Raw genomic sequence first — 13,033 nt, 5'->3', positions numbered from 1 at the left:
TTCAAAAGACCTTTTCCGAATCTTTTAAACTTGTGAAAGCGATTGCACAAATATAGTTTTAATTATAATGATTGTTTCTAATTTTACAATAACTATTTTTAACAATCGTTAAAGGAAATTTTTTAGTTGACTGGATGTCTCATTTTCAGAACAATAAATTTAATAGGGATTGAATTGATTGAATTGTTTTGTTAATCTGAGACGAAGTTTTTAAATTGGCTCTGTTAACTTTTTGTGTTGATTTTGAATTAAAGGGATAAAGATTCCCTTTCTTTCAGCAACATCGTTTATCAGAGCATATAAAATAAACATAAGGTGGTGTTGGAATGGAACGTTCGGCAATTTTTCACCGACCAGGGAATAATTACTCCTTTGTTCTTGACGAGGGCACGCTTTGCATAAGGATTCGCACAAAAAAAGCGGATGTTAAACGGATCGACCTTATTTATGGCGATCCATATATTTGGGAAAATGACAAATGGATTTTTCAACGAGCAGATGTATTCATATGTGCAACTGATGCATTGTTCGATTACTGGGAAGTAAATATCAGTCCCCCTCACCGTAGAATTCGGTACGGATTTGAACTGCACTCGAACGAAGAAACCGTTGTTTTATCGGAAAAAGGATTTCATGAAGAAATCATATATGATTGTGGCTATTATTTCTGCTTCCCCTACCTCCATAAGTCAGAGCTGTTTGATTCTCCGGAATGGGTGAAAAATACGGTATGGTATCAAATTTTTCCAGACCGTTTCTTCAACGGAAACAAATTAAACAATCCGAAAGACGTTCAACAATGGGGAGAAACTGAACCATCAACCAACAATTTCTTTGGTGGCGATCTGCATGGTGTCGAGCAACAACTTGATTACTTAGAAAAACTCGGCATAAACGGCATTTATTTTACACCAATTTTCACTGCACCATCCAACCATAAATATGACACCATTGATTATTTTTCGATTGATCCTCAATTCGGAACGAAAGAAGATTTCAGAAACTTGGTCGAGGCATGTCATGCCCGTGGAATCAAAGTGATGTTGGATGCTGTTTTCAATCATTGTGGTTACTACTTCCCTCCCTTCCAGGACGTATTAGAAAAAGGAAGGGGTTCAGAATACGTAAACTGGTTCTATCCGCACAGTCTTCCCTTGCAGGAAGGAGATCGTCCAAATTACGAAGCATTTGCATTTGTTTCCCAAATGCCCAAATTGAATACACAGAACCCTAAAGTAAAAAAATATTTGCTGGATGTTGCTGCTTACTGGATAAAAGAGTTTGATATTGACGGCTGGCGACTGGACGTTGCCAACGAAGTGGATCACCAATTTTGGCGTGATTTCCGAAATGTCGTCCGTAACGAAAAACCTGATGTCTATATTCTTGGGGAAGTATGGCATGATGCCATGCCTTGGCTCAACGGTGATCAATTTGATGCCGTAATGAACTATCCGTTCGCTACTAATGTATTGCAACTACTGGCCAGTCAGACCATATCTGCTACTGAGTTTATGGACTCACTGACTACTGTTCTGCAAAGCTATCCAAATAATGTGATGAACGTCACGTTCAATTTGGTGGGCAGCCACGACACATCGAGAATACTTACGGAATGTCAGGACGATGTAAAACGCGTCAAACTGATTTATTTACTGATGTATACATTCATGGGGTCACCTTGTATGTACTATGGGGACGAGATTGGCATGACAGGTGGAAAAGACCCTGGCTGCAGAGCTTGCATGGAATGGGTTGAAGAGAAACAGAATACGGACCTTCTAGCTCATGTGACAAAATGCATTTCATTACGAAAACAACATACATTGCTCGCCAATGATGGTCATTTCCAGTTTATGAACTGGGTTGAAAGTAATCTTGTCGTTTACCGAAGATATATGGATGACAGGAATATTTTCGTACTGATTAACCCTACAAATTCAACTCAGACTTATCAAATTCCATATGAGATAAAAAACAACTCGTTGAAAAATCTATGGACAGATGAAAAAATAGTTACAAGCGGGTCATCACCACAAATTCAGCTATTGCCATATGATTTTAAGATAGTGGAATTTTACGCTGTTTAATAAAAGCTCTTTAACCGAATATGTTGATTTAATTTTATTGGTATCGATTCCCTTACTTCAACAACATCGTTTAACTAATTCTATAGAAAAGACATATTCAATTAGGGTATTGATATAAAGGGATAGTAAAGGAAATTTGATTAAAAGTATCGCGCGAACCCATGTTTTACGATAAATAAAAAGAAGCCATTTTGAAAAAAGAATAATCAAAATGGCTTCTTTTCTTTTCCTTTTCGATTGAAGGATTCTAAGTGAATTTTAATCAAACTTTTTTATAAAACGAAATGTTCATTCAAGAATAAACATTATTAATTCGAAACTTGAGTTTTTTTCATCATTGAAACTAGTGCCATTCCAATTAAAGAAACAATCCCTAAGAAGAATAATAAGAATCCAATTGGGATTAAGAAGAAGGGCTCTTCTAAGGTACCATCCGGTGTTATATTACTTCCAATGATGGCCTTAGCAATAAAGCAGATTACTCCTAAAAAAATTGGTGTTGATGCGATAAAATATTTTTTCTTCATATCATTTTTCCTCCATAAAAGTTTGTTTAATCATTTTTTATATTCCAAGATATCACCTGGCTGACAGTCTAATACTTCACATATTTTCTCTAATGTCGAAAACTTAATTGCTTTTGCTTTTCCATTTTTTAAAATTGAGACGTTTGCCATTGTGATACCAAGCTTTTCCGATAATTCAGTAACACTCATTTTCCTCTTTGCCAGCTTTACATCAAGATTAACTATGATAACCACCATGTTAACCTCAAATCGTTAATTCGTTATCCTGCTTTATATCACTTGCTTTATGCATTAAATAAGAAAGTAAAGAAGTAAATACAGAAATAACAACTGCAAAAAATAGAATAAGCAAAAGAATCATTAATAGATTAGTGTTGTAGTTACCACTAATAAATACATAAAGCAGTGCAAAAACATATAAAACTCCTTCTATCATTGCTAAAACACTTATACGCTTTAACCTATTTGCATTTTTTAATGTAAAATCGTTGCCTACATTAATATCTGAACAGATACTCCAGCCTATACATAAAGCAAAAAAGTAAGGAATGCCAGTTATCCAAATACAAGCAATTAAAGGTTTATATAGCTCTTTTAAGGGATCAGAATCTAACAATATATTCTTCCCTGTTTCTGGTCCAATATAGACACAGAACATTAAACCAAATAACCAGCAAAATACAATAATTATTTTTAACCACTTTGCTAATTCATTCTGTTTCAATGACTCACCTTCTTCTCAACTTTCTAATGTTAGAATAATCTACGACACATTCTTAGTCAATACTTATTTATCGTAAAACAATAAATTATTATTACTTTACTATAAATGTCCACGATTTGGATAATTTTGCGTAAATTAAAACCAGGTACTCATGAATAAAGTGAGTCCTGGTCTTTTGCTTAAATGTTGTTCATTTATAATAATGATTGTAATTTGTAATAAAGTTGGATTTAAAATCATCTATCCTCTATAGATTTCAAAGGTAGTTTTACCACACTCTTTGCGACGAGTAACCGAAGGCGCAGCACTTTTGAAGACCCACAAGTATGTGTTTTTCATACTTGTTGGCTCATGCGGAACATGTGGCAAAAGCAAATGTACGATAAACATAAACAACCATATCCTTTACCATAGCCAAATAAAAAAAACACCCTTTTCAACTACGAGCCATATGAAATGGTTTCGTATTGAAAAAGGGTGTTTTCTATTTATTTTGATTCCACAATCAATGTCACGGGACCGTCATTCGTCAAAGATACATCCATCATTGCGCCAAAGACACCTGTTTCGACATGTAAATTCAAATTACGAAGTTCTTCGTTAAATAAATCCCAAAGCGGCTTCGCGATATCGGGTTTGGCCGCTTCACTGAAGCTCGGTCTTCTGCCTTTTCTAGTATCTCCATAAAGTGTAAATTGGGAAACGGATAAGATAGAGCCACTTGCTTCAAAAATGGATAGATTCATTTTCCCGGTTTCATCTTCAAACAAACGAAGATTCGCCACTTTTTCTGCTACATAGCGAACATCTTCTTCGGTATCTTCATGGGTAATGCCCACGAGCAGAACCAAACCTTTATCGATTTGCCCGGTGACTTCCCCATTAACTGTAACTTTTGCTTCTAAACTTCGCTGTAATACGACTTTCAAAACTAAACCCTCAATTCGTCATTCGTTGTACGGAATGAATATCTGGAATTTGTTTAATTCGTTCAACAATTTTGTGTAAATGTGCAATATTTGTAATCATGATGGTCATATTGATGGTAGCTATCTTATCGCGATCTGCTTTACCACTGACTGCTGAAATATTAGTTTTCGCTTCATTCACCACTTGCATCACTTCGTTCAATAAACCAGGACGATCGAAAGCGGAAATTTCAATATCGACTTGATATTCCTTACGCGTCGCCGTCGTTGGCTGTCCCCACTCAACGTCAATTATACGTTCATTCCCTGTTGCATCCTGCACATTCGGGCAATCGTCTCGATGAACTGAAACCCCGCGGCCTTTTGTAATAAAACCGACGATTTCATCACCCGGAACCGGACTACAGCAACGGGATAAGCGGATAAGCAAGTTGTCGATTCCTTTGACAATAACACCTGATTCGGTTGCTTTTCGAATAGTTGGCGTGTGCATTTCTTTAGTGATTTTCTCTAAAGCTTCTTCCTGATCACGTATCTTACGCATTTTCTCTGCCAGACGGTTTACTACCTGCTGTGCAGTAATGCCGTTAAATCCTACTGCTGCATACATATCTTCTTCGCTCGTGAAATTGAACTTTTCACATACGCGTTTGATATTTTCATTCGTTAATACTTCTTTAATATCAAACTCTTGTGCTTTTATTTCTTTTTCAATCATTTCATGCCCTTTATGGACATTGTCATCACGAACTTGTTTTTTGAAGAACTGCTTTATTTTATTTTTGGCTTGTGAGGATTGGGCGATTTTCAGCCAATCTCGACTAGGTCCAAATGATTGCTTGGAAGTTAATATCTCTACGATATCACCTGTTTGCAGCTTCGTATCAAGTGGCACCATTTTTCCGTTTACTTTTGCACCGATGGTCTTGTTACCGATTTCGGAATGCACGCGAAAAGCAAAATCAATGGGAACCGAACCTGCAGGAAGCTCCATTACATCCCCTTTTGGAGAAAATACATAAACCATATCCGAGAATAAATCGAATTTAAGAGATTCCATAAATTCTTCTGCATTCGAGGACTCATTTTGGTACTCCAAAATTTCCCTGAACCATGTGAGCTTCGAATCAACCGATTTATTAGAAGACTCCACTGTTTTGCCTTCTTTGTATGCCCAATGTGCAGCAACCCCGTATTCAGCGATGCGATGCATCTCTGCTGTCCGGATTTGTACTTCCAAAGGATCTCCTTGAGGACCAACGACCGTTGTATGGAGTGACTGATACAAATTTTGTTTTGGCATGGCAATATAATCTTTGAAACGTCCAGGCATCGGCTTCCAAAGTGTATGGATAATTCCTAGAACTGCGTAACAGTCTTTAATACTTTCGACTGTTATTCGTACGGCAAGCAAATCATAGATTTCGTTAAACTGCTTGTTTTGCAGGACCATTTTTTTATAAATACTGTAAATATGTTTTGGTCGGCCATATAAATCCGCTTCGATTTCAACGTCTTCAAGCTCACTTTTAATATCGACCATCACATTATTCAAGTAGTCTTCACGCTCATTGCGTTTTCGTTTCATCAAATTCACGATGCGGTAGTATTGCTGGGGATTTAAATAGCGCAACGAAATGTCTTCAAGTTCCCATTTGATCGTGGAAATCCCAAGTCGGTGTGCCAGGGGAGCGAAAATTTCCAGCGTTTCACTTGCTTTAAGCCTTTGCTTTTCAACAGGTTGGAATTTCAATGTGCGCATATTGTGCAATCGATCAGCCAATTTAATTAAAATGACACGAATGTCCTGTGCCATCGCCACGAACATTTTGCGGTGATTTTCCGCTTGCTGTTCTTCTTTCGACATGAATTTAATTTTACTTAACTTGGTGACACCTTCCACCAACATCGCCACTTCTTCACTGAATTCGCGAACGATGTCATCTCTATGGATATCCGTATCTTCTACGACATCATGTAAAAAACCTGCAGCTACTGTTGCAGGATCCATTTGAAGTTCCGCCAATATCCCCGCCACTTGAATCGGATGAATAATATAAGGCTCTCCTGATTTTCTGAACTGTTCTCGATGAGCATGCTCCGCCATTTCATACGACTTTTTGACAAATTGCACGTTTTTGTCATTCATGTACGTAGCGACAAGTGCGAACACTTCTTCAGCTGTAAATATTTGGTCTTTCGCCATGTCGAATCACTAGACTCCATTCACTTTCGAATATATGTAAAGACTATTGTATATTAGATAAACACTTCTTGCACCCTAAATGCTACAAGATATTGTCTTTTATTATATGGTCATTCAAAAAATCAACATACTTTTTAATAAAAAAAAGATGAACTTGATTAGTTCATCTTCTTTCAACCTTAATATTGCATCAAAGTGCAAATGTCGTAGCCCTTTAATTTTTCGCGTCCATCGAGGTAAGTTAACTCAATTAGGAATGCACATCCCGCAACCACTCCACCCATTTGTTCAATGAGTGTGATTGTTGCTTCGACCGTTCCACCCGTTGCAAGCAAGTCGTCACAAATCATGACACGTTGACCCGGTTTAATCGCATCTTTATGCATCGTCAGGACGTTCGTTCCATACTCAAGGTCATATTCCGCACGAATTACTTCACGAGGTAATTTCCCTTCTTTACGAACAGGAGCAAACCCTTTACCCATCGCATAAGCGACCGGACAACCGATAATAAATCCACGTGCTTCAGGACCAACTATCATATCTATGTTCTTTTCTTTCGCATATTCGACGATTTGATCAGTTGCATATTTGTAAGCTTCACCATTGTCCATGATTGTTGAAATATCTTTAAAACGGATACCTGGTTTCGGCCAATCTTCCACTATTGTTACATATTGCTTTAAATCCATACTTGCTCCTCCTCAGGAACGGTCTGCTCGGCTAAGCGGGCATCAAACCATTGTCTTAATTCCATATATGGCGCATATAAAAGCTTTTGTTCAAGCTGCATTTTTTTCTCGCGCATTTGATATATCGTCGACTCTGCAAGGTCGCGTTTATTCACTGTTTCCTGCAGGTCAATTCGTCCACTGTTTATTTTAACAAAACCAAGGTCAAAAAACACCTCTGTCATGAAAAATAATGTACTTTCGCTCCATCCTTTATGTTTGGCAAGATCTTTCGCGTGTTGTTGCAAATCGAATGAAGGACGTTTAGCCAAAAATCCATAATACCATTTAAAGTGATCGCGGCTAGGCATTCCTTCAAAATAAGTGGATTCTGGAGCATAAAAATGAGCATAAATCCGTTTCGGTTGTACATGTGTCAAAACAGTTTCCAATACTTCTTCCTGTTCCGGAATATCAAGCAAAACGATATATGGTTTCGCGTCCGGTAAAGATTGTGCTTTGGAAATCAACTTAATATCAGCATTCAATAACGATTGAAAATGATGAACTGTTGATTGATGGAACGCAAGATACAAGGTATTGTCAGGCTGAATCATCTGATGCCATCTATTTACTTGTCGAATCCCACGTATGTCATATAGTTGCCATTCATCCGTTTTCGCATCTTCAATCATGAATTGCGGTTTCTTGCGACCGTTCCACTCATTGATTTGCAAGTCACCAATAAATGACACAGCGACTCCTGGCGTCATTTCATCTGCCAGATGGCCTTTGCTGAAGCCAACAGCATCGAGCGTCAGTGGACCATCAGCGAGCTCCATTTTCACATGATTTTGATTCGCGCCTATTTTTCTCATGGACGAAATATTGACGTTTTCAATACAGTACATCGGCTTTGGAAAATCCATACCGAAGGGTCCCAGTTGTTTCAGTGACTCAATTGTCGACAAATCAATTTCTTCGAGGTTGATGGAAATATCGATCTGTTGAACAGGTAGTAAATCTTCTTCTGTTAATGACTGCTCGGCTTGCTCTAGCAATCTAGTACGCAAATCCGTAACTTTTTCTATTGGCAGGGTCATACCTGCTGCCATTGGATGTCCTCCAAAATGAGGCAAAATATCACGATTTTTAGCAAGTTCATTATATAAGTGGAAACCCTCAATACTTCGTGCGGAACCTTTAGCAATTCCCTTTTCTGAATCGAGACCAAGAACGATTGTTGGGCGGTAATACTTTTCAACCAAGCGGGACGCAACAATTCCAACTACTCCAGGATTCCAGCCTTCTTTCGCCACGACAATCACCAATGGATTTTTTCCAATATCACCTGATTCCACCATCGCGATGGCTTCTTCGGTCATTTGGCTGACTATGCCCTGTCGTTCTTTATTATGCATGTCCAATACTTTCGCAAGCGATGCCGCTTCCACAGAATCTGTTGTCAAAAACATATCGACACCTGGACCTGCATCCGCCAATCGACCTAATGCATTTATGCGTGGACCGAACATAAAGCCAATCGTCTCTTCGTTGATTTGATTTTGTTCAGTGCCTGCAATCTGAGACAATGCCTTGATTGCCGGTCTTTTTGACATCCGCAATTGTTTAATGCCTGCTTGTACAAAGTATCGATTTTCATCATGCAAAGAAACCAGGTCGGCTATTGTCCCGATCGCAACAAGTTCCAACAGTTCTTTCGGCACTTCACCGAGTAAAGCATGTGCCACTTTAAAGGCTACACCGACACCCGCTAATTCTCCAAAAGGATAACTTCCCAGCGGATGTCTTGGATGAATAATGGCATCAGCAGGTGGTAGAATCTCACCTGCTTCATGGTGATCGGTTACAATAACGTCCATACCTAATTCCTTGGCTAATTGAATTTCATTGATGCCAGAAATTCCGTTATCTACCGTAATGATGAGACTCACACCATCTTCAAATGCTTCTTTAAATAATCGTTCACTCGGACCATAGCCATCAACAAATCGATTGGGAATGGCAAACATTACATTGGCATTCAGTTGTTGGAGCGCAGTCATCATGACAGAAGTACTCGTCACACCATCTGCATCGTAATCGCCGTATACCAAAATCATTTCCTCATCGGCAATTGCTTTTTTAATACGCTCCACTGCTTTATCCATATCGTGCAATAAAAACGGATCATGCATGGATGATTCGTCCATATGTAAAAACGCTTTCGTTTTGTTGACATCAGAAAATCCGCGAGACGCTAGAAGTTTCGCAGATACAGTCGGTAAATTCAATGCTTCTTTTAAATGTTGAACGATTTGGTCATCTGGTCTTTCCATACGCCATCTCTTTTTTGATTCAATCATCTTTAGTCACTTCCTCATAAATACCATTATAACGTATCTCGTCAGCTCTGTAATTCTTCAACTATCTTACGTTTAAATATGATGTTCCAACTAAACCTCTAACTAGTTGGCAACAACAAAAAAAGCACTCATAATGAGCGCTTCATTCAACTTAACTAGTAGAACGTACATCTGCTTTTGTAGCATTTTTAATATCGCGTTCGCTAATCGGTGGGTGTACTTTAGTTTCGCTATTGGTATCTTCATTAGCCAAATGTGCATCCTGGTAACGAACAGGTAAATTTTTGTTTAAAGCCGAGATTTCATTTTGCTGTGCCGCAATCAGTGATTCTTTTACTGTATTATCTTTCTCCAGCTGCTTCACTCGACGCTGAAATACGAATGAACGGTAAATGGCGACAGATCCACTCACAAGTGCTCCTAATAAGGCTGACCCTAAAATAACTAAAATGAGTGGCCATTGGGCGGTGCCGAAGACGTAATTGACCGGTACCGTATCCACATTGACGACTGCAAAAATGGCAACAACCACTGCAAAAATAAGTGCAAATAATAAAGACCATTGAAATTTCATCCAGTTCCCTCCTCAGTATTCAAAATATTGGTTGTTCCATAATACACAAAAAAAAGGAACAGAGCATAGTTATCTATACCCTGTTCCTCATTATTTATAAACTTTACGTGCTTGTTATACGACAGGCTCGTCAGAACCCCATTTTTTCTTGTTCTCATCTTCTTCAACATCAATTGTTCCACGTTTTTTCAATTCGCGTTTTTTGAACACGAACCAAAGCTGTGCAGCGATGAAGATTGAAGAATACGTACCGGAAATTAAACCGATTAATAAAGCCAGTGAGAAATTACGAATGGATTCTGCACCGAATAGCAATAATGCGACTACAACCATGACAACCGTTAAAACCGTGTTAACGGATCGTCCAAGTGTCTGGCGAAGTGACTTGTTAACAATCGTTGCAAGTTCTTCTTCTGTCTCGATTTTCTTCGAGCGTTTCATGTTTTCACGAATACGGTCAAATGTAACGATTGTATCATTAATCGAGTAACCTACAATCGTTAAGATTGCCGCAATAAAGGTAACATCCACTTCCAAGCGGAAAATACTGAATACCGCTACCATGAAGAATGCATCGTATAAAAGAGTTAATATTGCTGATATCCCCATTTTCCATTCAAATCGGAATGCTGTGTAAATGATAATCCCAATAGAAGCGAAAATTAAGGCTTTAACTGCATTTTTTGCAAGTTCTTTTCCGACAGTCGGAGATACCGTGCTGATGTTTGGTTCAGCACCATATTCATCACTGATTGTCGCTTTCAATTTATTGATTTCTTTCTGGGAGAAATCTTCATTATATCGAATAACGCCAATTTCTTTTTTATCACCTGAAATGACAATATCTTCAGAAGGATGATCAATCGACTCCAAATAAGTGATTAATTCCTCTTTTGTCAAAGAATCTTCAGATAGGATTTCAACTCGTGTACCACTTGAGAAATCAATACCTAAGTTCAAGCGGAAAATCCCAAGTAATATCATCCCAATTGCAAGGAAAGCAAGGGACGCCGTAAAGAATTTTTTACGTGATTTAACAAAATCAAATCGATCAAATTTTGTTGGCAAATCCAAAGCACTATAATTTTCATCAGCATGATGAATCGTTGATTTTTTGACCCCAAATAACCAAGGCTTGCCATCGAAGAATCCACTATTTACAAGTAAGCCTAAAAGTATTCGTGATCCCCATACAGCGGTAATGAAACTAACTAAAATACTGATGATCAATGTAATCGCAAAGCCTTTAACAGAACTTGTCCCAAAATAGAACAATACGGCAGAGGCTAATAAAGAAGTGATATGGGAGTCAAAAATAGCAGAAAACGAATCTTTTGCACCGTTTTTAAATGCTGCATTAATAGACCTACCAATACGTATTTCTTCTTTTATTCGTTCAGCTGTGATGATGTTTGCATCTACTGCTATACCGATTCCCAGAATAATCGCTGCGATACCTGGCAAGGTTAAAACTCCATTGATCAGTTCAAAGACCAATAAATTTAAATAAACAAACACCGCTAATGTTATTACTGCAACCAAACCTGGAAGACGGTAATAAAGAAGCATAAATAAAGCAACTAATATAGTCCCTACTACTCCAGCAAAAATCGTAGATGTCAGGGCTTTTTCACCGAACTGGGCTCCAACTGAAGTTGAATATTTTTCTACCAATTTAACCGGCAATGCACCTGCATTTAATACGCCTGCTAAACTTTTTGTCTCTTCAACTGTAAATGAACCACTGATTTGAACATTATTTGAATTGATTCGTTCACTCACAGTAGGACTTGAAACAAATTTAGGATTTTCTTTCGACATTTCTTTAGCGAAAGAATCCTTTCCTTCTTCAAAGTCCAACCAGATTACCAATAAGTTTTGACCAACTGGTTTTTGACTGATTTCTTGAGTCACTTCTGCAAATTTAGTAGGATCTTTTAGTTCCAGTGTGACCATCGGACGATTTTTATCATCAAATGTCGCTTTTGCTCCACCTTCTTTTAAATCAGAACCGTCCAACATTAAATTGTCTTCAACATCACGGAAAGTTAAATTCGCCTGTGTCGATAACAATTCACGAGCGGATTCTTGATCTTCAACCCCCGCAAGTTGTACACGAATACGATCTTCGCCTTCAACTTGAATGACCGGCTCACTGACTCCTAAAACATTTATACGGTTTAACAGAGCTTCCGCGGTATCAGCAAGCACTTCTTCAGTGATTTTCTGGTCTTTCTCGTTCTCCAATGGTTTAACTTGATAGAGAACTTCAAAACCACCCTGTAAATCTAATCCTAGTTTAATATTGCTGACAACCGATTGAGCGGTTGTACTGATGGAAGCCGCAAATACTACGATGAGTAATAAAAATGCGATTATTCGGCCTCTGGTTTTCATATGTAAACTTCCTCCTCAACTTGTCAAATGGCGATCTAAAATCACCACTCTCGAAAAAAAGCGCAACATGATTATTATGAAACACGTTACGCCACGTGTCAAATGTCCTTAAAATTCTGACGATTTAGCTATAACAATGCTCGACTTTGATGCTTTAACATTCGGTTTCAATAGTTCCTGAAGATCTCCTTGATTGAGTTCCGAGAACCAATTTGAAGTTCTGAAGTCTTCAATTTGAGTATGTGTCATGTACTGTGCGGGCGAAGTTTCCAATATATCATTTACCAATTCAGATACTCGCATTTCTTGAATGTCACGTTTTCGCCATTTTTTATTAATACAATAATTCCAGACATCCACTTCCGTGACAGAGTTGTAATTATACACCCGAAATTCGGCAACTTTACTTTCCAATGCGGGTCGCACAAGTTCAAATAATTCTTCATACTTAACACTCATTGAAACACTTCCCTCTTCTTCGGTTTTAAGCATCGTTATTTTCGCATACGAATATTGTATACGAATTTCTTTGACTTGAGAAGGAAGTGG

11 protein-coding genes are annotated in these 13,033 nt (G+C 38.1%); 1 reads left to right on the top strand and 10 read right to left on the bottom strand.

Annotated elements, in window-relative coordinates; all coding sequences use genetic code 11:
* Nucleotides 1–326 precede the first annotated feature (326 nt).
* Nucleotides 327–2,090, top strand: a complete 1,764-nt coding sequence (locus HMPREF1210_RS01525) for a glycoside hydrolase family 13 protein (protein WP_016426826.1) — start codon at nt 327–329, stop codon at nt 2,088–2,090.
* A 308-nt stretch (nt 2,091–2,398) separates the two neighbouring features.
* On the opposite strand, the gene HMPREF1210_RS01520 is transcribed toward HMPREF1210_RS01525, so the two are convergent.
* The 10 genes from HMPREF1210_RS01520 to HMPREF1210_RS01475 all read right to left on the bottom strand — a co-directional run bounded on the left by HMPREF1210_RS01520 (nt 2,399) and on the right by HMPREF1210_RS01475 (nt 12,943).
* Nucleotides 2,399–2,617 (bottom strand): DUF3955 domain-containing protein, encoded by a 219-nt coding sequence (locus HMPREF1210_RS01520; RefSeq protein WP_016426825.1) that lies wholly within the window; start codon nt 2,615–2,617, stop codon nt 2,399–2,401.
* A gap of 30 nt (nt 2,618–2,647) precedes the next feature.
* Nucleotides 2,648–2,851, bottom strand: coding sequence for a helix-turn-helix transcriptional regulator (locus HMPREF1210_RS01515; RefSeq protein ID WP_036659637.1), 204 nt, complete (start codon nt 2,849–2,851; stop codon nt 2,648–2,650).
* 10 nt (nt 2,852–2,861) lie between these two features.
* Nucleotides 2,862–3,341: a DUF2975 domain-containing protein gene (locus HMPREF1210_RS01510; protein ID WP_016426823.1), complete on the bottom strand. Its 480-nt coding sequence runs from the start codon at nt 3,339–3,341 to the stop codon at nt 2,862–2,864.
* 488 nt (nt 3,342–3,829) lie between these two features.
* Nucleotides 3,830–4,270 (bottom strand): D-aminoacyl-tRNA deacylase, encoded by a 441-nt coding sequence (gene dtd / locus HMPREF1210_RS01505; protein WP_016426821.1) that lies wholly within the window; start codon nt 4,268–4,270, stop codon nt 3,830–3,832.
* 10 nt (nt 4,271–4,280) lie between these two features.
* Nucleotides 4,281–6,476 (bottom strand): bifunctional (p)ppGpp synthetase/guanosine-3',5'-bis(diphosphate) 3'-pyrophosphohydrolase, encoded by a 2,196-nt coding sequence (locus tag HMPREF1210_RS01500; protein ID WP_016426820.1) that lies wholly within the window; start codon nt 6,474–6,476, stop codon nt 4,281–4,283.
* Nucleotides 6,477–6,655: 179 nt separating this feature from the next.
* Nucleotides 6,656–7,168, bottom strand: a complete 513-nt coding sequence (locus HMPREF1210_RS01495; RefSeq protein ID WP_016426819.1) for an adenine phosphoribosyltransferase — start codon at nt 7,166–7,168, stop codon at nt 6,656–6,658.
* Entirely contained in the window at nt 7,159–9,513 is a 2,355-nt protein-coding gene (gene recJ / locus HMPREF1210_RS01490; protein ID WP_016426818.1) for a single-stranded-DNA-specific exonuclease RecJ, read from the bottom strand. The genes HMPREF1210_RS01495 and recJ overlap by 10 nt, the downstream gene beginning before the upstream one ends.
* A gap of 151 nt (nt 9,514–9,664) precedes the next feature.
* Complete coding sequence (locus HMPREF1210_RS01485; protein ID WP_016426817.1) at nt 9,665–10,087, bottom strand: lipopolysaccharide assembly LapA domain-containing protein; 423 nt, start codon at nt 10,085–10,087, stop codon at nt 9,665–9,667.
* 114 nt (nt 10,088–10,201) lie between these two features.
* Nucleotides 10,202–12,484 carry a protein translocase subunit SecDF gene (gene secDF, locus HMPREF1210_RS01480; RefSeq protein ID WP_016426816.1) on the bottom strand — a complete coding sequence of 761 codons (2,283 nt, stop codon included), beginning with the start codon at nt 12,482–12,484 and terminating at the stop codon, nt 10,202–10,204.
* A gap of 108 nt (nt 12,485–12,592) precedes the next feature.
* Nucleotides 12,593–12,943, bottom strand: a complete 351-nt coding sequence (locus HMPREF1210_RS01475; protein ID WP_036659635.1) for a post-transcriptional regulator — start codon at nt 12,941–12,943, stop codon at nt 12,593–12,595.
* Nucleotides 12,944–13,033 lie beyond the last annotated feature (90 nt).

The organism is Paenisporosarcina sp. HGH0030 (assembly GCF_000411295.1).
Classification (GTDB): domain Bacteria; phylum Bacillota; class Bacilli; order Bacillales_A; family Planococcaceae; genus Paenisporosarcina.
This window is presented reverse-complemented; position numbering and strand designations above follow the sequence as displayed.